The organism is Bacillus sp. FSL L8-0654, from assembly GCF_038629965.1.
GTDB lineage: Bacteria > Bacillota > Bacilli > Bacillales > Bacillaceae > Bacillus > Bacillus safensis.
In genome coordinates, this window is record NZ_CP152026.1 from 3,669,970 (window position 1) to 3,689,961 (window position 19,992).

Genomic DNA, 19,992 nt, shown 5'->3' on the forward strand with positions numbered 1-19,992 from the left:
CGCTTTCTGCACGGTACTTCTTCTTTTTTATAAAGGTTTACTCATATAAATACCGGTTTCTGCAAATCCCGTTTTCTCGTACAGCGAACGGGCGATTTGATTGTGAGCAAAGACATGGAGCGAGAGTTTTTGCACACCTAATGACTTTGCCTGCTCCTCTAATGCAGCAATGGCCTGCTTTGCAAAGCCTTTTCCTCGATAAGCTTCAAACAAAATAAAGTTATAAATAAATGCTTCGTGCTGCGGGTGATTCGGGTCATAACAAAGCCAAACCCAGCCAATCGCTTCATCTCCGTTTAAGAAATTCCACAGCTCATGATGCTCTGTCTGAAGTCCTTCTGGAAGAAGCCTGTCAAATTGTTCTTCTGCGTTCGCAAGTGATTCTTCCTTCTTCCATGTTCCTGCGAGTACCTTTTCTTCCGCGTACCGCTGAATGGCCTTCTCTATCAATACATCGTAATCGGTTTGTGACATCCGTTGTAGTGTAACCAACCTTACAACCCCCTTTCCTTCATCATATGTCAGTCATGCCAAAAAAACCAGTCCCTTACTGGAACTGGTTAGCCGCCATATCGGTCGGTTTGAGAAAGTTTGATCTCTGCTGACTTTTTCTTCCCGCTTCGGTAAAATTGCACCTTTACCTTGTCGCCGACCTTCCTTTGATATAAGTACTTACGAAGATCCACGATATTCTGTACACTCTTGCCATCGAAGGAGGTCACGACATCCAGCTCTTTTAGTCCCGCTTTTCCTGCTGGAGATAACGGCTCAACACTCATAACAACGACCCCGGATGTAACCTTGGATGGCAGTTTCAACGTTTCCTGCCAGTGGTAGCTCGCAATATCCGCTAATGATTTCATGCCGACGCCAAGATACGGACGCTTTACCTCTCCGTAGCGCTCTAAATCCTCTATGACAGGGATGACCAGATTCGCTGGAATAGACAGCCCGATTCCCTCTACCTCTGATTCAGCAATCTTCATTGAGTTGATGCCGATCACCTTTCCGTCCATATTGATCAAGGCACCACCGCTGTTTCCAGGATTGATGGCGGCATCTGTTTGCAGTACCTCTGCATTCCAATCCGTCTGTCCGTCCCCATTTGAGTCAACAGGGATCGCTCGCTCTGTGCCTGAAATGACCCCTTGTGTGACAGAACCTGCGAATTCAAGCCCTAATGGATTTCCAATGGCGATGACTGGCTCACCCGGCTTCACATGATCTGAGTTACCGAAGGCTGCGGTTTTCTTGATTTTATCACTTTTGACAGTGAGAACAGCTAAATCCATAAGCTGATCGCTGCCGACAAGATTGGCACCAATTCTTGTCCCATCATGGAGGCTCACTTCAAGCTGGTTGGCGCCTTTGATGACATGATGGTTTGTGACAATATAAAACGTGTCACCCTTTTTTTTATAAATCACACCTGACCCGCTGCCTGCTTCTCCGCCTTCCTCCCAAAAGCTCGACTTTTGGATATTAATGACGCCGACCACCGTATCTGACATATTAGACACCACTTTCGTGACAGCATCATTGACGTTTACATTCACCGTCTTTAAAGGACCCTGTGATGCTTGCCCATCACCGTTCTGCTGCCATCCAAAGGGACTGCCGCTCTGTCCAGATACATAGGGGAAAAAGAATCCCATTAAAAAAGCTCCTACCAATACACCGATCAAACCAGAAAGAAAATATCCTTTTCTGCTTCGTCTCGGCTTCCACTCTACATCGCGATAATCCACTATGTTTCCTTCCTTTCAGTGAATAGATGATGTATATAGTGTTGGTAAGAAGCTCTTATCTTAATCATACGATTATAAAAATCATACGGCGCAAAGCGGGGTTGCTTTTTTCGGGTCCGTATCAAATAAATCAAAGCCATCCCCCACAACAAAGCCCTTCATTTCAAGCGTCTGCTGGACCGCCATACGGGCTAAATCCTTCATGTTGTTGTCTTGACTCAAGTGAGCCAAATAAATGCGTGAGGTGGCATCTCCAATGACATCTGTCATTGCAAGAGCAGCATCTTCATTTGATACATGTCCGACATCGCTTAGAATTCTGCGCTTAATGCTCCATGGGTATCGGCCCATTTGCAGCATCCCGACATCATGATTGCTCTCAAACACAAACGTATTGGCTGACTTAATAATACCTTTCATGCGGTCACTCACATAGCCTGTATCCGTCATGAGGGCAAGTTTGCGCCCTCCATAATGGAACACGTAAAACATAGGCTCTGCCGCATCGTGTGAGACGCCAAATGACTCGACATCAAGGCCGCCAAAGGATTGAACGGTCTCCATATCAAAATGGAATTTCTGCTCTGTATCAATTTTTCCGATATGAGATTCCATCGCCTTCCATGTTTTCGCATTTGCATAGACAGGAAGCTTGTACTTTCTTGCCATGACACCAAGCCCTTTAATATGATCGGAGTGCTCATGTGTCACAAAAATGCCGTCCAAGTCCTCAGGCTTGCGGTCGATTTGGCCAAGCAGCTCGACCATCTGTTTGCCGCTTAAACCAGCATCCACCAAAAAGGCATGCTCGTCTGTTTCTAAATAAAAAGCGTTCCCCGTACTTCCGCTCGCTAGTACACTGAACTGCAAGCTCATGTTCTCTCACTCCATTGAAGATTTGTCATCTTTCTCTATATGATCAAGTGTTGAGCCATCAATGGCATTGATCAAATATTCTTCTTCTGTCTTTTTCTTTGAACCTGCTGATACGCCTTCAAGCTCCACCCGCCATACAGGTACCATGACTTGCGTGCTTGCCCCCGGGTATTGCGTATAGTAGCCAAGCTCTACCTTTTTCACGGTCGTGTTTTGGCTCAGCATATTTTGCGTATATAAGTCCTTCACGGTTTCAAGTGCCGGGACAAGGGTTTCTTTTCTCACTTCATTAATCGATGTCACCATTGATTGCTGATATGAGACGATTTCGTTTTGATCGTTGAGATTTAAGGTGATTTGCCCGATGGTTTCGGTGTCATCAAGGCCTTCTTGGAAGATGTATTTCCCTTTATACGTTTGGAAAAAGACGATTTTCCCTGTCTCTTCATCTATACTCCACAGCTTATAATTCTTCCCATCCAGCAAACGCTGGTTCACAAGGTTCGTCGCCGCTGTTTTGATATCCTTTTTCGGCAAGGCAACTGGCTTGTTGAAGGTCATTTCAAGCAGCGTGACAGGATCATCTTTGTCTGTTTTCGGGAATGTGCTTTTCGCCTTTTGATCAGCTAATCCGTCGACATCCTTTTTCGTATATTGCTTCTTTTCAGCTGTAATGCGGTATCCAATCTTCGCTTCATCTGATAGATTGCCATATTTGATCCCGTCTGCCTTCATTTCTTCCAGCGTATCCGTTTTTTCGATAATCGCAAAATGATCGGTTGACCGTTTTTCAAAGTATTGAAAACCTAGAAAGATATCGAGAATGAGAAAGGCTAGGATAAAGATCGTTTTGGTCTTATTCCACTCCATGATTCTCGCTCCCCTCTGTCAAAAGATCATTCGATAGAATCACGGTTTTGCCGTTATATTTCATGCACCATACAGGCTCCAGCCAGACAAACATTGCTTGATCTTGATCTGAAGCAGTTGAAGCAGCTTGATATGCAGGGAAAATCTGTTCAATTTTCTCCAGATCATCATATTTCGTCTGCTTGATGATCAAGTCCTTCAGCTCTGTCCCGTTCATCAGCTTGACCTGTTCACTTTGACTCGCTTTATTGCCAAGAATATAGTTTGGGCGCTTGTAATTCAAAATGTCATCATTCGCCCATTGTACTTCAAGAGAGGTCATCCCAAATGGATGCTTTGTACTGTTCACGATCGGCAGACCGTCCATAAACATATTAAAGGACAGCTGCTGGTTGCTGTTGATGCCAAAATATTGATAGTCATCAGTAAAGCTTCCCGTATCATTGAAATATTTCACGCTTCGCTTAATCAAATCCCCCGTTTGGAAAACAGTGCTGGAATTGATATTGCGATGCTGATATTGAATGCGGTGGTCTTTTTGATTGGCTTCAAGGCGGCTTGTGCCATCTGTGTACACCGTCCGGTTTAAATTAGATTCCTCACCGACAAGGCTCGGGTCCGTAAACAAAGCGTCTTTGAATTTATTTGTCTTAATCGTTTCGATAAAGAACATCTTCGCTTCAAGCTGCTTTTGCTTTCTCGGAAGAAGGAAATCTCGTTTAGAATTCGTTGAGAATGTATAAAGATCATAGCGCGGCATCTCGTTTTGAGCGGCTGCGATACTGTTCATTAGATTACGGTAATTGGCGGACTCAATTGTCAGCTCAAGCACCGTCTCCTTGCTGTATGAGACCAAATACACTTTTTTATTCGCCTTATCCTGCTGGGCGAACGGCACGATCATCCGATCAAACGAGTTGTATTCAATGGACTTGTTCGGCCATTTAAAGAGCGCTTGGAAAATATCAATCGGAATCGGATCATTGAACACAAGATCCAATGTCTTCCCTTGTCCTTCGCGTCCATAGAAGAAATTCTTAAATTTCTGCTCGGAATATTGATCTGACACATCGTTAATCTCTTTGACATCCCAAAGGCTCACATCATTCCAAAAGTTTTGAAAGAGTTCCTTTTGATCCACTTTAAAATGCTCCCCATTTGAATGGATGAACATCTCGCGCGGCTTCACGACATCAATGAGACTTCTAGGCTCGTCGCTTGAAATCTTCTTCGTTTCCACGACCTGTGTGCCGGTATCTGCCTGATCCTGCATGACGGGCTGGAACATCCAGATATTCCACGTAAATACAAGACTGATCGCAATTAGGATTGTCAATATTATGGTTTTAAAGGTCTCACGCTTCATCCCAATCATCCTCTTGTTCTTCATTGTACGGAAGGGTAAAGGTCACCGTTGTCCCTTTTCCTTCAATGCTGTCAGCCCAAATATCTCCGCCATGAGCCTGAACCATTTCTTTTGCTATCGCAAGACCGAGGCCGGTTCCGCCAAGCTTTCTTGTTCTTGCTTTATCCACCCGATAAAAACGTTCAAAGATTTTATCCATATCCTTCTTCGGAATACCGATTCCTTCATCTTTCACGCTGAATAACACAAGGCCTTTCTCTTCATCCAGATCGACGGTAAACGTGATGTGTCCACCCTCTGGTGAGTATTTCATGGCATTGGAAATGATATTATCGAGCACCTGAGTAATTTTATCTTGGTCGATTTCCACATATACTTCACGCTGCGGCAGGTTGCGGATAAAATCGACATGCTGCTCCTTCGTCATTTCAAAACGATCAATGACGAGCGAGATAAACCTGATAAAGTTCGTCCACTCACGGTTGAATTGATAATCCTTGCTGTCGAACTTAGACAGCTGCAGCAGGTCATTGACAAGCCGGATCATCCGCTCAGTTTCATTTTGCGTGACACTGAGGAATCTTGGTGCAAGCTCTTTATCACCAATCGCACCTTCAGCCAGCGCCTCAAGGTAGCTTCGCATCGTCGTCAGCGGTGTGCGCAGCTCATGCGATACGTTCGCGACGAATTCACGGCGTTCAGCATCAATTTTCTCCTGCTCTGTGACGTCATAAATGACCGCAATTAAGCCATCAATTTTCCCATGCTCTTTCTGAATGACGGAGAAATTCACACGCAATACAGACAGCTGGTCTTCGCGTTCAATTTCTATCAGCATAGAATCTTGATTTTCGACTAAATCTTCAAATGTATGAGTTTCCTCTAAGCCAAGCAAAGACGTAATCGGCATCTCTAGTGCTGTTTCACGTGAAACATTTAACAGCTCTAATGCAGGGCTGTTTAATAGAATAATTGCACCGTTTTGATTCGTTGCGATGACACCGTCCGTCATATAGGCAATAACAGAAGAAAGCTTTTTCCGCTCCCCCTCCGTCATCAGCTGAGCTTCCTCCAGCTCTCTCGTCAGATGGTTAAAGGTTGTCGCAAGCTGGCCAATCTCGTCATGTCCATACTTCCGGACCTTTCTGGAGAAGTTCCCTTTGGCAAGCTCGATCGCCTGCTTTCTCATATCTGAAATAGGATGAGTGATCGTTCTAAAGATGAAGATACCAAGTAGAGCAGTCGTCCCAAGTGCAATCAGTGTCCCAGTTGCTAAAATGGTGTTAATGGTTCGCATTTGGTTAAACACACTTTCCATTGAAGACACAACATAAATCACACCAACGGTCTCTTGGTTCTCATTTTTTACGGCTGTCGCAGAAATACGCACCCTTTTATTTGACTCAGGGTCATAGAATTTTTTCTCATAGTCTTTGCCGACCGCAAAAATACGGCTAATGATTTGATCAGTGATTTTCTTGCCGGCAATCTCTTGGCTGCCGTTATTTACAGAAGCAATGACCTCTCTGCTTTCGTCAATATAGCTGACTTCAGAGATTTCATTAGACTCATCTTTGTTGTTAAAATCGTTTAATATCTTTTGAGCATCCTCTTTTAATTCTGCTTTGCTTTTCGATGAATCTTGTTCTAGGTAATACGATAACGAGTAGATTCGCTGATTCAAGGAATTATCATATGAATTAATTAAGGACTGCTCTAGCTGCTTCACAAAGTACACGCCAATGATCTGCATGGCGACGATGATCAGCAGCACGTAAATCAAGGTCAATTTGAAGTGAATCGAGCGAAAAAAACCTACTTTACTCATAAGAATCTTAGTCCTGCTCTGGGTTTCTTAAATAGTAGCCTACGCCTCGTCTTGTCACGATCCAGCTCGGGTGGCTAGGATTGTCTTCAATCTTTTCACGAAGACGGCGGACTGTGACGTCTACTGTACGGACATCTCCGAAGTAATCATAGCCCCATACGGTTTGCAGCAAGTGCTCACGTGTCATGACTTGTCCGATATGTTTCGCTAAATAATGAAGCAGTTCGAACTCACGGTGCGTCAATTCAATCGTTTCCTCGCGCTTAGACACCACATACGCATCTGGATAAATAACAAGTGATCCAACCTCAATATCATTTGATTCAGATTCTTCCTCCGTCTGCGGAGCAGCGGTTTGTCTTCTCAAATTCGCTTTCACACGGGCAAGCAGCTCACGTGTGCTGAAAGGCTTTGTCACATAATCATCTGCGCCAAGCTCAAGGCCGATGACTTTATCAATTTCAGAGTCTTTTGCTGTCAGCATGATAATCGGCATATCATATTTCTTTCTCACTTCACGGCATACTTCAACACCATCTTTATTCGGCAGCATAATGTCGAGCAGAATAATGTCCGGCTTGATTTCTTCTACCATTTCAAGGGCTTCGTTTCCATCATATGCACAATGAACCTCATAGCCCTCTTTCCTTAAATTAAATTCCAATATATCAGCAATCGGTTTTTCATCATCTACGACAAGAATCTTTTTTTCCATTGTGATTTCCTCCTGCATTTTTAGCATCTATGTCATTCCATTTTGCATGTATCATTACACCTTTTCCATTTATGAAAAAAAGGCTCACTGTCTATTATAACGTTTTACGAGGCAAAGATAAAAATAATAACGGCTTTCTTTTCTAGTAAACGTTGGATAGGAAGGCGCCGCTCGAAAAAATTGATGACTTTTTCCTTTTTTATTGAAACTTTTCCAATCACCAGACGTCTATATAGATGTAACGTCTTCTTCTTATGGAGCCGGGCCCTACCTAGGTCCGGCTTCTCCCTTTTTATGCCTTCTTTTCATAATAAAAACGCACCTGCGATTGCAGATGCGTTTGGAAGTGGCTCGGGACGGAATCGAACCGCCGACACACGGATTTTCAGTCCGTTGCTCTACCAACTGAGCTACCGAGCCATCATCAAAAAGATGAATATGTATAAATGGCGGTCCGGACGGGACTCGAACCCGCGACCTCCTGCGTGACAGGCAGGCATTCTAACCAACTGAACTACCGGACCTCAGTAACTTGCCCGAAAAAGCAATCGTGGTGCTCCTTCAAGCAAGTGAGGAAAAAATTAGCTTAACGCTAAAGTAAATCAATGACCCGTACGGGATTCGAACCCGTGTTACCGCCGTGAAAGGGCGGTGTCTTAACCGCTTGACCAACGGGCCAATACATGGTGAGCCATGAAGGACTCGAACCTTCGACCCTCTGATTAAAAGTCAGATGCTCTACCAACTGAGCTAATGGCTCTCGGCTTGTGAAAAGTGAATCTGAAGAAGCTGTATTGCGCCAAACCAATCGCTTTAAAAAAGCTGGAACATCGCATCCTAACAAGTTTCAGAGACCTTTGCAACAACGAGATTTATAATATCATAGAGTAAATACATATGGCAATACGTTTTTCGACATTTTTTAAAAAAAGTGTCGGATTTAAATATCTTCTATCAAAGCTCCCACTTCTGCAACCGCCTTCATTAGATAGGCCTTTTCGGATGTCTTCTGCCTACTCAAACACATAGACACGTTTCAGGCCGCTCAAAAATGGCTATACATGAAACAAGTGACATTGTCATTGAAAAAGGAGGAAGCAGTATGAGTTCATTCAAATTAGGAGATAAAATGCCCAACTTTTCACTTCCAACAATACAGGGCGAACACATTGATTTCGACAAACATTTAGAGGAGCATCAAAGCTGGCACCTGATCGTTTTCTTTAGAGGATCTTGGTGCCCGGTATGTGTAGAAGAATTAAAAGAGCTTGAACAGCAGCAGTCATACTTTCAGGACAAGGATATTCACTTGATGGCGATTTCAACGGATAACCCTGATGACTTGAAGGCATTTGCGGATAAAGAGGGACTGTCCTTTCCGATCATGTATGACCATGATCTCACGTCATTAAAAGCATATGAAGTCCACTATCACGGGGAAGATGCCCCATATGAAGATCACGGGGTGCACGGTGAACCCGCCTACTTCTTATTAAATGAAAAAGGTCAAGTGCTCTATCAGCAAAGACAAACAAGTCCGTTTGGCAGACCGCATGCCAACGAACTACGTAAAATCATTCAGTACATCCGTAAAAATTTAAAAGGCCAATATAAAAGCCTGAAGTAAGGAAAAAGCCCTCGTGATGAGGGCTTTTTTATGAACGTTTTTTGTTAAATAGCCAGTCAGCGGAGAAAAAGACAAGGAGTCCCGCCATTAAAATGACAAAAGTAACCGGTGGTCTGTCACCTTGGAAAAACGCGTACAGCGCATGTCCTCCTAATGCCAGAAGATAAAAGACAAATGCCGGCACAGCTGCTTTATGTGTATTCGCTTGTTCTCTTTTCGTCATTTTTTTAAAAAACATTGTGCTCTCCCCTTTATGATGCTTGTTTCATCGTCACCCTGCGAAGTGCCCGTGAACGGATATATTCCATTGGTCCAATTCTCCAAACCTTTAGGCAAACTGCTGAAATCGCGATTTGCAGAAGTGAAGTCAACAGCCATGCCAACACAATCAGGGGCGCATTGATTTGACCGCCAAGACCAAATCCCCAGCTATAAAAAAGAATGGAGCAGATGACATTTTGCAGGATGTAGCAGCTAAGCGCCATTTTCCCTACATATTCAAACCAAGTCCATATGAACCATGGCTCCTTACGTGCGAGGAGCTTCGCAATGACAGCTATATAGAAAATAGAGAGGAATGGTGAAAAGACGTAGCGCACCACAAATTCCACTAGATCGTTCGGAACGAAGACTAGTGCATTCAGCGGCAGACCAACCCACAGTCCGATTCGGAACAATATTTGCCGGAGAGATTGTCCGCGTTCATTTGCATAAAATACACCAGCTCTCATCATTCGCACACCTAATAAAAACAGAAATGTGTTCATTGGAAGGATAAAGATCGCTTCTTCTCGGTACATGAAAAAGTATTGTAATCGTTCTTGAACCTGCGAGATCCATGTCTCTGGCAGCTGTTCTTCCAGCGCCGGTTCACCGCTTTGATCATCGGACGCTGACTCCATTTCAGAGAGGGAGTACAGCATCAGACATGACATGACAAGCAGATGAATCACACCTGAAAAAATCATGCCCTTTTTGATGCGCCTGCTTCCTCCACGAACGATATAAGCCACAAGTAAACCCGTGACAGCGTAACTCATGAGCACATCATATTCCATCACTAGAGCATAATGGACAAAGCCTTCAATAAATAAGAATAAAAGAATCCACAAATATGTACCCGGCCAAGGCGTATTTTTTCTTTTCGCCTGCTGGTATTTCAGCTCTAGCCCTACACCAAACATGATTGTGAGCAGTGATAACATTTTGCCATAAACGAACATAGAGACAAGACTTTCAAGAAAACTGCCATTTTCATATTCATCCGCAATCTGGTCTGTCGCAAAGGTATCCCCTGTATACGCAAAAAACCAGACGTTCGTTCCCAACGTGCCTAGTATGGCAAAACCTCGTAAAATATCTAATAATCGTATTCTTTCTTTCACTAGAACGCTCCTTCCCTCCTATACAGTTATCATATTTTGGTAATGACCGGAAGTCCGTTCTAGTGAAATTAAGGAATATTTAAACAAAAAAACACCAGCAAAATGCGAGATTTTACTGGCGCTTCATCAATCTATTCTTATGGACGGTACACGCTGCGGACAACGTTCGTTTGTGAACGATCTGGTCCGACTGAGAAAATGGAAAGTGGAATACCTGTTAATTGTGAAATGCGCTCTAAATAATGGCGGGCATTTGCAGGCAGCTCACTTAAGTTCTTCACGCCTGTAATATCCTCTGTCCATCCTGGCATTTCTTCGTAGACAGGCTCACATTTCGCTAATTCATTTAGGCTTGCTGGGAATTCCTCTGTGATTTCTCCATTCAATTTATAAGCGACACAGATTTTCAATTTCTCAATCCCTGTCAGTACGTCGATGGAGTTAAGAGATAAATCTGTAATTCCGCTCACACGGCGCGCATGACGGACAACAACACTGTCAAACCAGCCAACACGGCGCGGGCGTCCAGTTGTCGTACCGTATTCACGGCCAACCTCACGAATTTGATCGCCAATTTCATCATGAAGTTCTGTCGGGAATGGGCCATCTCCAACACGTGTAGTGTACGCTTTTGACACGCCAACCACATGTTGAATTTTCGTTGGTCCTACGCCAGAACCAATCGTTACGCCTCCAGCTACTGGGTTAGATGACGTCACAAATGGGTATGTCCCTTGATCGATATCAAGCATGACCCCTTGTGCGCCTTCAAATAACACGCGGCGGCCTTCATCTAGTGCATCATTCAAAACAACAGATGTGTCTACGACATATTTTTTCACTTGCTGGCCATATTCATAATACTCATCTAAAATATCTTCAATCTTGAAGCCTTCTGTGTCATACATTTTCTCTAAAAGACGATTTTTCTCTTCTAGATTACGTGCAAGCTTCTCTTCAAATACTTCACGATCTAATAGATCTGCGACGCGGATACCGATGCGGGCTGCTTTGTCCATATAAGCTGGCCCGATTCCTTTTTTCGTCGTGCCGATCTTGTTAGCCCCTTTCCGCTCCTCTTCTACCTCGTCCAATTTTAAATGGTAAGGCAGAATAACATGGGCTCTATTGCTGATTCTGAGGTTATCTGTACTCACATTCCGTTCGTGAAGATACGCAAGCTCAGTGACCAACGCTTTAGGATCAACCACCATTCCATTACCGATGACACAAGTTTTCTCTTTATAAAAAATACCGGATGGAATGAGGTGTAGCTTATAAGTCACTCCATCAAATTTGATCGTGTGACCTGCATTGTTTCCCCCTTGATAACGGGCAATCACCTCTGCATTTTCTGAAAGGAAATCGGTAATTTTCCCTTTCCCTTCGTCACCCCACTGCGTACCTACTACGACTACTGAAGACATATCGTGCACCTCCGTTAACCTTTCAAAACGTTATCTCTTTCAAACACATTTATTTTATCAATGCACACCGAAAAAGTCAACGTGAAATCCGAACATTAATATCTCGAAATCGAATTTTGTTCGTTTTAAATATAGAGAAAAGCGCTTTAATCACTTTTCCAGTGCTTAAAAATGGAGTTTTCGAGCAAAAACAACTTTTTATCGTTTCCAGCTGTTCATCAACATAAAAAAGACCCCCAACCATGGGCGTCTTTTTTAAACAGGTGTAATACCATCTGTGTTCATCAGCACAACTCGATACCCATCTGGGTCTTCAATGGTTGCTCCTCCCCGGTCCCAGTATGGATTCGTTGAGGTGACATGCCGTCCGCCAAATGAGAGCAATCTCTTTTTCATTTGCTGAAATTCCTCTGCATCTGGAATATAGAAAACAAGCAGCTGTTCTGGATGCGGGACGGGCAGGCTGTCTTCTTCTTCATGTTTGGTGATTTCTAAATGAACATGCTGGTGAGGCAGCCCGAGCATCACACCATCGTACCCTTCATGCTGATCAAATGAGCCTATTCGTTTGAGCCCTAAGCCTTCTTCATAAAAGGATACAACCTCTTTCATGTTGACGGTTGGGCGTGCGATACGTAATTGAGCGGCTTCAAACTGTTGAAATTTCATCAGTCTTCACTCCTTTTCTCCTTTTAGTATACGCTCTCTCTTTTTCTCCCTCCTCCTCATTTTGATTGGTTTTTCAATCATTCTTTCGATGTAGATCAATCAAAAAAGCCCAGCTTCTTCAGCTGGGCTTTAAGCACCGGGCGGAACACCCGCATCATCAAATCTTCTTTCCAGATTGACGAATTTGTTATATTCTTTGACGAACGCCAGTGATACTGTACCAACTGGACCGTTACGCTGTTTGGCAATAATGATTTCGATAATGTTCTTATTCTCTGATTCTTTGTCATAGTAATCATCACGATAAAGGAATGCCACGATATCGGCATCCTGCTCGATACTTCCTGATTCACGAATATCAGACATCATCGGACGTTTGTCCTGACGCTGCTCTACCCCACGGGAAAGCTGAGACAAGGCAATAACCGGAACTTCAAGCTCCCTTGCCAGCGATTTTAATGCCCTAGAGATTTCAGAAACCTCCTGCTGACGGTTATCGCTTGATCGCCCGCTTCCTTGAATGAGCTGCAAGTAGTCAATCAGGATCATGCCAAGACCATTTTCTTGCTTCAATCGGCGGCATTTCGAGCGAATTTCACTTACTCTGATTCCAGGTGTATCGTCAATGAAAATTCCGCTGTTTGATAGCGAGCCCATCGCCATTGTCAGCTTACCCCAGTCCTCTTCTGTCAGATTACCGGTTCTTAGGTTTTGTGCATTAATATTCCCCTCTGCACAAAGCATACGCATAACGAGCTGCTCAGCACCCATCTCTAAACTAAAGATAGCAACACTTTCGTCCGTTTTGGTCGCGACATTTTGGGCAATGTTCAATGCGAAGGCGGTTTTCCCTACTGATGGACGGGCCGCTACAATGATTAAATCATTTCGCTGGAATCCAGCTGTCATCCGGTCAAGCTCAGAGAAACCTGTTGGAATCCCTGTGATATCGCCTTTACGGTTATGAAGCTGTTCAATATTATCGTATGTTTGAACAAGAACGTCCTTAATGTTTTGAAAGGCTCCTGAGTTTTTACGCTGCGCAACTTCCATAATGGTCTTTTCGGCATCGCTCAGCAGGTCCTCTACTTCATCCTCACGCGTATACCCATCTTGTGCAATGGTTGTCGCCGTACGGATCAGACGTCTTAAAATGGATTTCTCTTCTACAATTTTTGCATAGTATTCAATGTTTGCGGCAGTTGGGACAGAGTTCGCAATATCGGTTAAATACGAAATCCCGCCTACCTCTTCTAGTAAATCTGTATTGGCAAGCTCAGATGTCACCGTGACAAGATCGACCGGTTCTCCTCTATCGCCAAGTACAAGCATCGCATTGTAAATCTTTTGATGCGACATTCTATAGAAATCCTCTGGAATTAATACCTCAGAAGCGAGCGTTAGCGCAGATGGTTCTAAAAAAACAGCACCTAATACGGCCTGCTCGGCTTCTATATTTTGCGGCGGCAGCCGGTCATCGAGAAGTTCCGTCATGCCAAGCACCGTCCTTTCATAAAAAAATACGCTACTCATCATTTTAACATTTTCATCAATAAAAAAGTGAAAAACATCGACTATAGTCAAAATTACCATGTTGATATTTTGTGCAAACCAGCGCATCTCAATAGAAAAGACTCTGTAACATCAATTGTTATAGAGTCCTTCGTTATCGCTAATGGAATTTCGATTTGTTGCCGTTCACACATGTAATCGATGCTCCAACATGGCATGTTCGGATGCGTTTTTCTAATCTATCGTTTTCTTAACCCCATAATTCACTTTTTGCCCAATGTCTTGTAAAGAACCGTTTTGATAACCAATAGATAAAACCAAATCTGGAATGGAATCAAACCCGTTTTTCGCTAGATCGAATAGCTGTGCTCCGTAATGTGAAGCGGCAATGCGCGCATTTTCTGCTGTATATGGATTTTTAAGAAGTTCTTCTTTGTATAGATCAAAAATATTCGTTCCGTTATCCGTTACAAATTGACCATTTACAATGCTTAAATCCTTTAAATTGTAGCCTGTGACCGTTTTGATTTGATTAACAAGATGGAACTTGGCCAGAGAATCCGGTGTGAATTGAGTAGAATCATCATTTCTGCTTTTCATGATATGGAAAAATAATTCTCTTGTATTGTTGGTTGTATTTAATAAGTCTTCTATTTGTTTCATCAGCGTTTCGTCTTTTGAACCACTTACCACCAATTTAAAATTGTTCGGGTCAATGGTAAAAGTGAGATTTGTGTTTTTAGGAAGGGATATCCCGTTTTTAGAGAATAAATCTTGTATTTGTTCGTTCACTTTTTGGCGATTGAGTATTTTCTTTTCTACACTTTCTTGGGTAGGGTCATACCGTTTTTCATTACGAAAGGCGGCATCATTAGAATTAAAATGTCCTCCTGTTCCACTATTAGCCCATCCAATTTCAATAGAGTAAGCCGCCTCTCTTTCCGGTTTAGTTAAATCATTTCTGAAATAAGGGGAGTTTGGATTTCGATACTTATCAAATATATGACCATGAGGATCTTTGAATCGTTTATTTTGTTCATTTATTTTTTGGTATTTTTCATCTAAAATTTTCATTCTTCTATCAGCTTCGGTCATCACCTCGTTTGTACTTTTAATAGCTGATTGATCTTTAGAGTCTATTCGGTTCTGATTGTTTGAAGCAACTGCCGTGTATGACGAGTTAATATTCATTTTGATTCTCCTTTTTTAAAAAAATAGTGATTATTAAATATATCGGCAATTCAGTTAAAATTTGTTAGTTTCGATCCGATATAGTAATTATTACAAGGAGGGTTAAAATATGACAAATACTATCTTCAAACGTTTTTTGTTACCTGCATTGGTATTCGTGCTTGTTACTAGTTTTTTTGCACCTAATTCAGCAGAAGCAGCGATTACGGGGAATAACAGCCCTAACACAGCAAGCTCAATGGGATATTGGAAAAATAGTCGCCCAGATACAACAATCTTACCTGAAGGTGAAAATGAAGCGTATTATCAGTTTACGATCAATAAAGGTGAAAGAGTTTATGTCAGAAGTTCGTATAATAAGCAATATACAGGGATGAAAATCGAGGTGTATAATTCGAAAAGTTCAGATGAAAGAAGTAGGGTGATTAACCCTGATTCAATTACACCGTTTATTTTTGCCAATACTGATGAAGTTACTTCAACTTCAGAAACTTATTTTGTGAAAGTAACTCGTGGCACATATACAGGAAATATGTATTTTACTGTATCCATTCAAGATCGAATTAAATCTGGAAATAGTACATTCAACTTTACGGGGACCGCTACCAACCTGGGGAATACTTCTTTGAATTTTTTAGGAGTTGATTCTTCTATCATTACAATGGATTTAACGAACAATTCTTCTATCCCTAAAAATGCAATCGTTAAATCGATTTCAACAACTAGTACCCAATCGCCTAACCAAGGAAATGTCACACACAAACTGATGGCTGATGAAAACAAGATTTGGAACGAATCCGTTTTTTCATCTGCAACAAGTGGTTCTTACCGTATTTCTCTGGAAGATCAATTAAGAGTGGCTCAAAAATGGAGCTTTAAGTACAACGCAAAGGCTACTGCGAGATCTACTATGAGCAATGTCAAAGCCGATATTCGTTACGAATATGATGTCACAGATGGATTCTAATTGAATGGTGTTTACAGACATGTACACCAATTGATCAAAAAGTAAGGGGACATCCCTTACTTTTTTCATTTCCGCATTTTTGATGCTATATGATATTTGGCCAACTTTAAAACAGCACCGTCCTTTCATAAGAAATACGATGCTCATAAAAAGTGAAAGTGTTAATGGTGGTTTTGCTTGAGGGCGTGTTGAAAGAGGAGGATGGTGATCATATCGGTGGCCCGCTGGTATAAATCCCATTGTTCATAGGCCGCAAATGTCATCCGTATTTCATGTAATGATTGCTTCATTTCTTGATATTCTTCCACTGTAAACGTATTTTTCAATTTGAGCTGATGTTCAAGCAGTTTTAGCCTTAGCTTTCCTAATGGAGTTTTCATTCTGCCTACATTCCCTTCGATCTTGTCTTCCTTAGAAAATTGTATATGAATTTACGCATGAGATTGAATAAGTTGTGAGATATGCTCACCAGCTTTTCGAAAAATTCTCCTCTTTTTTCCTAAAAATACAAGAAGGTCTATAGACTTATTTTTCCTCAAAATGATTTGAAGAAGAAAAACCTATATATATTCCTGAATCAAACAGAAGAAAATGGTAAATATCCCGTGACGGTCAAGGTCTTTTGGCATTTCTCCTCTTTTTAAATGACTCAGTCCGGCATTCCCTATTTCCATTCATTTGGTAGTTATTTAGTCCTTTATTTTCCGAAAATTTAGATCAAATTATCAATTACACCACTTAATGAACATTTGACTTCATAATTGATAACCATTATCATTTGATTTGCTTGCGTGATAATTGAGAATCATTTTCATTTGAAGGGACCATTCTTCAATCTCTACACTCATCCTATATCCGCAAGCCTGCTTTTATCAGCATATGAGAGTCAATTTGAGGAAGGGGATTTTTTACACATGTCCAAACGCCCTGAAGGAATGGGTACTGAGGATTCTCTTTTCGGAGAAAGCCGTCCTTTTTTTATACCCGGGACGGAGCAACTGGATATCACAGCACACCCATACAGACTTTTTATATTTAAACCGACTACTACTCCTCCAGCGGCTGGTTTTCCAGTCATGTACGTGCTTGATGGGAATTCACTTTTTGGCACAATGGTCGAAGCCATTCGTTTACAGTCAAGAAGACCCGAAAAAACAGGTGTTGTACCTGCCATCATTGTTGGAATTGGCTATCAGACAGAAGCGCCCTATCATCCGCTCAGGCATTATGATCTCACTCTAACCGGCCCTGACGCTTCCATTGGTGGCAAAAGAAAGGACTTCTCCAACCATACATATGGCGGGGCCTCTGCGTTCTTTTCTTTTTTAGAAAAGATTGTAAAGCCTTATATCGAGCAGCGGTTTCCGATCAACCAGAGTCGTCAAACACTATTTGGGCACTCTCTTGGCGGTCTTTTTGTATTACACACACTATTTGAGCACCCTGATGTTTATCAAACATATATTGCAGGCAGTCCTTCTATCCACTGGAACAAAAAATTATTTCTAGAAAAAGAACGCCAGTTCACCAGCCATATACGTCAGATGCCTATGGATGTCAGGCTGCTTGTAGGTGTAGGTGAGTTAGAAAAACATCATCCGTGTCAAATGAATGATCATGCAAATTCACTAGCAAATCGTATGCTGCCCTTATCCCCATATGGCTTGCATACAGCCTATCACGAATTCCCTAAAGAAGGACATACGTCCGTTTTACCGGTGCTGATGAATGACGCTTTTCGATTTGCACTCTATCATGATGATCCTTTTACAACCACAGACATGAAGGAAAGGCAGTGAACACATGAAACACAGTGGTCTATCTCAAAAAGTTGTCCTTGTCACAGGCGCAGGACAGGGTATTGGACAAGCAGTCGCAAAAAGACTAGCCGAAGAAGGTGCGATTATTGCAGCAGTTGACGTAAAAGAAGATCAGCTGCAAAGCACCGTCCAGCAAATGAATGATGAAGGCATACGTGCCTTTGCCTATCCAGGTGACATTACCGATCAAGCATCTGTTCAGCACATTGTCGATCAAATTGAAAAGCAGCTTGGCCCCATTTATTTACTGGTCAATGTAGCAGGCATTCTTCGAATGGGTTCTATTGACCAGCTTAGTGCAGATGACTGGCAACAAACTTTCGCAGTCAACACACATGGTGTCTTTTACGTATCTCAAGCTGTCTCCAAATACATGATGAAAAGATCAGAAGGGGTCATTGTGACCGTCAGCTCTAACGCAGGTGCCATTCCTAGAATGAATATGGCTGCCTATGCCGCTTCAAAAGCAGCAGCCACTTCATTTACAAAAACGCTTGGATTAGAACTGGCTTCCTATGGAATCAGGTGCAACGTCGTCTCTCCTGGGTCTACCGCAACACCTATGCAATGGGCTTTATGGCCTGATAAACAAGGAGAAAATCAGGTGATTAAAGGTTCACTAGAGACGTATAAAACCGGTATTCCTTTACAAAAAATCGCTGATCCTCAAAATATCGCTGATGCAGTCATTTTCTTTGCATCTGAGCAATCCAGTCATATTACGATGCAGAATCTCACGATCGATGGCGGCGCAACACTCGGAATCTAGCATTACATTTAAAAGGAGGCCTTTTCATGAAACATTCATTATTGTCGTCCGAAGAAAAAGTACAATTGCTTCAAGACTATCAGCCAGGCGCTTTTTTTCTTGCTTCACCTAAACGCACGATACTTGCCGAAGGGATTTTCCAGCATATTGAAACCAATCAGCTAAATGAACTATCCACAAGGGTAGCGCACGTATTTGAAGATGCCAAACAAGCTGGAATTCAAACACCGATTGTGGCTGGTGCTGTCCCATTTGATCCGGCGCAGCCCGTTCGTTTAAATGTACCAGTCCATGTACAGTTTAGTGATCCACTCGAATTTCAACAAGGTGATGAGGAGTCAGAAGCGGCATCGCCATCCTATGAGGTGACACCTGTCCCCGCTCCAGAGGTCTACATGAATGGTGTGAACGAAGGATTAGCTAAAATTGAGAACGGAGAGCTTAGCAAAATCGTACTCTCTCGATCTCTCCATCTCAAATCAAATCAAGACATTCCTACGAAAACAATACTCGAACGACTGGCTCGTCATAATACGACTGGCTATACGTTTGCTGCAAATGTAGCTGATCCGAAGGCTTCCCAAAAGCGCACACTTCTTGGGGCAAGCCCTGAGCTGCTCCTTTCTAAAACCGGTTCATCTGTGATTTCCAATCCACTCGCTGGTTCCCGGCCGCGCAGTTCGGATCCAATAGAAGACCAGCGCCGCCGCGATGAACTCCTTACCTCAGCGAAGGATTTACACGAGCACGCAGTGGTTGTTGAAGCTGTCACTAAAGCGCTTACTCCATACTGTCATACACTAGATGTGCCTGCATCCCCATCCGTCATACAAACAGAAACGATGTGGCATTTATCTACTGTGGTCAAAGGTGACTTAATAGATTCCGGTGTGTCCTCAATTGATTTGGCGCTTAGCCTTCATCCAACACCCGCAGTATGCGGAACACCTACAGCAGATGCACGTGAAGCCATTGAAGCGATTGAACCCTTCGATCGAGGATTTTTCACAGGAATGATCGGTTGGGCAGATGCAAATGGTGATGGTGATTGGATTGTCACCATTCGTTGTGCAGAAGCTGAGGGTCACTCCCTGCGTCTCTTTGCTGGTGCAGGAGTGGTCAAAGGATCAAAGGCAGAAGAAGAGTTAGCTGAAACATCTGCAAAATTCAACACGATGCTTCACGCGATGGGCATCCATCAGTGATAAAAATAAATAGGAGA

At 42.7% G+C, this 19,992-nt stretch carries 19 protein-coding genes and 4 tRNA genes; 5 read left to right on the forward strand and 18 right to left on the reverse strand.

Translation table 11 applies throughout. The annotated features are described in order from the left end of the window. Positions 1-27: 27 nt before the first annotated feature. The 11 genes from MHH65_RS18910 to MHH65_RS18960 form a co-directional block, all read right to left on the reverse strand. Positions 28-492, reverse strand: coding sequence for a GNAT family N-acetyltransferase (locus tag MHH65_RS18910; protein WP_024427619.1), 465 nt, complete (start codon positions 490-492; stop codon positions 28-30). Between the two features lie 68 nt (positions 493-560). Then, entirely contained in the window at positions 561-1,748 is a 1,188-nt protein-coding gene (locus MHH65_RS18915; protein WP_025093690.1) for a trypsin-like peptidase domain-containing protein, read from the reverse strand. Positions 1,749-1,829: 81 nt separating this feature from the next. Next, entirely contained in the window at positions 1,830-2,624 is a 795-nt protein-coding gene (locus tag MHH65_RS18920; RefSeq protein WP_024424026.1) for an MBL fold metallo-hydrolase, read from the reverse strand. A gap of 6 nt (positions 2,625-2,630) precedes the next feature. After that, positions 2,631-3,494 carry a two-component system regulatory protein YycI gene (yycI, locus tag MHH65_RS18925; RefSeq protein WP_034283591.1) on the reverse strand — a complete coding sequence of 288 codons (864 nt, stop codon included), beginning with the start codon at positions 3,492-3,494 and terminating at the stop codon, positions 2,631-2,633. Continuing rightward, the gene (gene yycH / locus MHH65_RS18930; RefSeq protein ID WP_034283594.1) at positions 3,481-4,860 is read right to left on the reverse strand and encodes a two-component system activity regulator YycH; all 1,380 of its coding nucleotides are present in this window, start codon (positions 4,858-4,860) and stop codon (positions 3,481-3,483) included. Before yycH ends, yycI begins: the two co-directional genes overlap by 14 nt. Beyond that, the gene (walK, locus tag MHH65_RS18935) at positions 4,850-6,688 is read right to left on the reverse strand and encodes a cell wall metabolism sensor histidine kinase WalK (RefSeq protein WP_024424029.1); all 1,839 of its coding nucleotides are present in this window, start codon (positions 6,686-6,688) and stop codon (positions 4,850-4,852) included. Before walK ends, yycH begins: the two co-directional genes overlap by 11 nt. Before the next feature lie 7 nt (positions 6,689-6,695). After that, complete coding sequence (gene yycF / locus MHH65_RS18940; RefSeq protein ID WP_024424030.1) at positions 6,696-7,403, reverse strand: response regulator YycF; 708 nt, start codon at positions 7,401-7,403, stop codon at positions 6,696-6,698. A gap of 347 nt (positions 7,404-7,750) precedes the next feature. Then, positions 7,751-7,823 (reverse strand) — tRNA-Phe (locus MHH65_RS18945). A 27-nt stretch (positions 7,824-7,850) separates the two neighbouring features. Beyond that, positions 7,851-7,927, reverse strand: a tRNA-Asp gene (locus tag MHH65_RS18950). Positions 7,928-8,009: 82 nt separating this feature from the next. Further along, a tRNA-Glu gene (locus MHH65_RS18955) sits at positions 8,010-8,081 on the reverse strand. Between the two features lie 6 nt (positions 8,082-8,087). Next, positions 8,088-8,163 (reverse strand) — tRNA-Lys (locus MHH65_RS18960). A gap of 342 nt (positions 8,164-8,505) precedes the next feature. Here MHH65_RS18960 and MHH65_RS18965 point away from each other — a divergent pair. Next, positions 8,506-9,030, forward strand: a complete 525-nt coding sequence (locus tag MHH65_RS18965) for a peroxiredoxin family protein (protein WP_034283595.1) — start codon at positions 8,506-8,508, stop codon at positions 9,028-9,030. 28 nt (positions 9,031-9,058) lie between these two features. On the opposite strand, the gene MHH65_RS18970 is transcribed toward MHH65_RS18965, so the two are convergent. The 6 genes from MHH65_RS18970 to MHH65_RS18995 form a co-directional block, all read right to left on the reverse strand. Continuing rightward, positions 9,059-9,268 (reverse strand): hypothetical protein, encoded by a 210-nt coding sequence (locus MHH65_RS18970; RefSeq protein ID WP_034283597.1) that lies wholly within the window; start codon positions 9,266-9,268, stop codon positions 9,059-9,061. A gap of 13 nt (positions 9,269-9,281) precedes the next feature. Continuing rightward, positions 9,282-10,415 (reverse strand): DUF418 domain-containing protein, encoded by a 1,134-nt coding sequence (locus tag MHH65_RS18975; RefSeq protein WP_098677385.1) that lies wholly within the window; start codon positions 10,413-10,415, stop codon positions 9,282-9,284. Between the two features lie 137 nt (positions 10,416-10,552). Next, complete coding sequence (locus MHH65_RS18980) at positions 10,553-11,842, reverse strand: adenylosuccinate synthase (RefSeq protein ID WP_034283601.1); 1,290 nt, start codon at positions 11,840-11,842, stop codon at positions 10,553-10,555. Between the two features lie 255 nt (positions 11,843-12,097). Continuing rightward, entirely contained in the window at positions 12,098-12,511 is a 414-nt protein-coding gene (locus tag MHH65_RS18985; protein ID WP_087978696.1) for a VOC family protein, read from the reverse strand. A gap of 129 nt (positions 12,512-12,640) precedes the next feature. Then, on the reverse strand, positions 12,641-14,005 hold the full coding sequence (gene dnaB, locus MHH65_RS18990; protein ID WP_003214779.1) for a replicative DNA helicase: 1,365 nt from the start codon (positions 14,003-14,005) through the stop codon (positions 12,641-12,643). A gap of 252 nt (positions 14,006-14,257) precedes the next feature. Next, positions 14,258-15,214, reverse strand: coding sequence for a DUF4885 family protein (locus MHH65_RS18995; RefSeq protein WP_335350976.1), 957 nt, complete (start codon positions 15,212-15,214; stop codon positions 14,258-14,260). 109 nt (positions 15,215-15,323) lie between these two features. On the opposite strand from MHH65_RS18995, the gene MHH65_RS19000 reads away from it, so the two are divergent. Beyond that, positions 15,324-16,181, forward strand: coding sequence for a hypothetical protein (locus MHH65_RS19000; RefSeq protein ID WP_041118427.1), 858 nt, complete (start codon positions 15,324-15,326; stop codon positions 16,179-16,181). Between the two features lie 161 nt (positions 16,182-16,342). On the opposite strand, the gene MHH65_RS19005 is transcribed toward MHH65_RS19000, so the two are convergent. Further along, positions 16,343-16,561, reverse strand: coding sequence for a hypothetical protein (locus MHH65_RS19005; RefSeq protein WP_024424038.1), 219 nt, complete (start codon positions 16,559-16,561; stop codon positions 16,343-16,345). 534 nt (positions 16,562-17,095) lie between these two features. On the opposite strand from MHH65_RS19005, the gene MHH65_RS19010 reads away from it, so the two are divergent. The 3 genes from MHH65_RS19010 to dhbC are packed head-to-tail and all read left to right on the forward strand — an operon-like array spanning position 17,096 to position 19,975. Further along, the gene (locus tag MHH65_RS19010; RefSeq protein WP_098677382.1) at positions 17,096-17,980 is read left to right on the forward strand and encodes an alpha/beta hydrolase-fold protein; all 885 of its coding nucleotides are present in this window, start codon (positions 17,096-17,098) and stop codon (positions 17,978-17,980) included. Positions 17,981-17,984: 4 nt separating this feature from the next. Next, a complete protein-coding gene (locus MHH65_RS19015; protein ID WP_098677381.1) occupies positions 17,985-18,770 on the forward strand; it encodes a 2,3-dihydro-2,3-dihydroxybenzoate dehydrogenase in 786 nt (261 codons plus the stop codon). A 26-nt stretch (positions 18,771-18,796) separates the two neighbouring features. After that, positions 18,797-19,975, forward strand: coding sequence for an isochorismate synthase DhbC (dhbC, locus tag MHH65_RS19020; protein WP_098677380.1), 1,179 nt, complete (start codon positions 18,797-18,799; stop codon positions 19,973-19,975). The last annotated feature ends 17 nt before the right edge of the window (positions 19,976-19,992 follow it).

Bases quoted from the DNA above. Each gene is read 5' to 3' on its own strand.
- MHH65_RS18920 (WP_024424026.1), bottom strand. From the start codon at position 2,624: ATGAGCTTGCAGTTCAGTGTACTAGCGAGCGGAAGTACGGGGAACGCT.
- yycI (WP_034283591.1), bottom strand. From the start codon at position 3,494: ATGGAGTGGAATAAGACCAAAACGATCTTTATCCTAGCCTTTCTCATT.
- yycH (WP_034283594.1), bottom strand. From the start codon at position 4,860: ATGAAGCGTGAGACCTTTAAAACCATAATATTGACAATCCTAATTGCG.
- walK (WP_024424029.1), bottom strand. From the start codon at position 6,688: ATGAGTAAAGTAGGTTTTTTTCGCTCGATTCACTTCAAATTGACCTTG.
- yycF (WP_024424030.1), bottom strand. From the start codon at position 7,403: ATGGAAAAAAAGATTCTTGTCGTAGATGATGAAAAACCGATTGCTGAT.
- MHH65_RS18965 (WP_034283595.1), top strand. From the start codon at position 8,506: ATGAGTTCATTCAAATTAGGAGATAAAATGCCCAACTTTTCACTTCCA.
- MHH65_RS18970 (WP_034283597.1), bottom strand. From the start codon at position 9,268: ATGTTTTTTAAAAAAATGACGAAAAGAGAACAAGCGAATACACATAAA.
- MHH65_RS18980 (WP_034283601.1), bottom strand. From the start codon at position 11,842: ATGTCTTCAGTAGTCGTAGTAGGTACGCAGTGGGGTGACGAAGGGAAA.
- MHH65_RS18985 (WP_087978696.1), bottom strand. From the start codon at position 12,511: ATGAAATTTCAACAGTTTGAAGCCGCTCAATTACGTATCGCACGCCCA.
- dnaB (WP_003214779.1), bottom strand. From the start codon at position 14,005: ATGACGGAACTTCTCGATGACCGGCTGCCGCCGCAAAATATAGAAGCC.
- MHH65_RS18995 (WP_335350976.1), bottom strand. From the start codon at position 15,214: ATGAATATTAACTCGTCATACACGGCAGTTGCTTCAAACAATCAGAAC.
- MHH65_RS19000 (WP_041118427.1), top strand. From the start codon at position 15,324: ATGACAAATACTATCTTCAAACGTTTTTTGTTACCTGCATTGGTATTC.
- MHH65_RS19005 (WP_024424038.1), bottom strand. From the start codon at position 16,561: ATGAAAACTCCATTAGGAAAGCTAAGGCTAAAACTGCTTGAACATCAG.
- MHH65_RS19010 (WP_098677382.1), top strand. From the start codon at position 17,096: ATGTCCAAACGCCCTGAAGGAATGGGTACTGAGGATTCTCTTTTCGGA.
- MHH65_RS19015 (WP_098677381.1), top strand. From the start codon at position 17,985: ATGAAACACAGTGGTCTATCTCAAAAAGTTGTCCTTGTCACAGGCGCA.
- dhbC (WP_098677380.1), top strand. From the start codon at position 18,797: ATGAAACATTCATTATTGTCGTCCGAAGAAAAAGTACAATTGCTTCAA.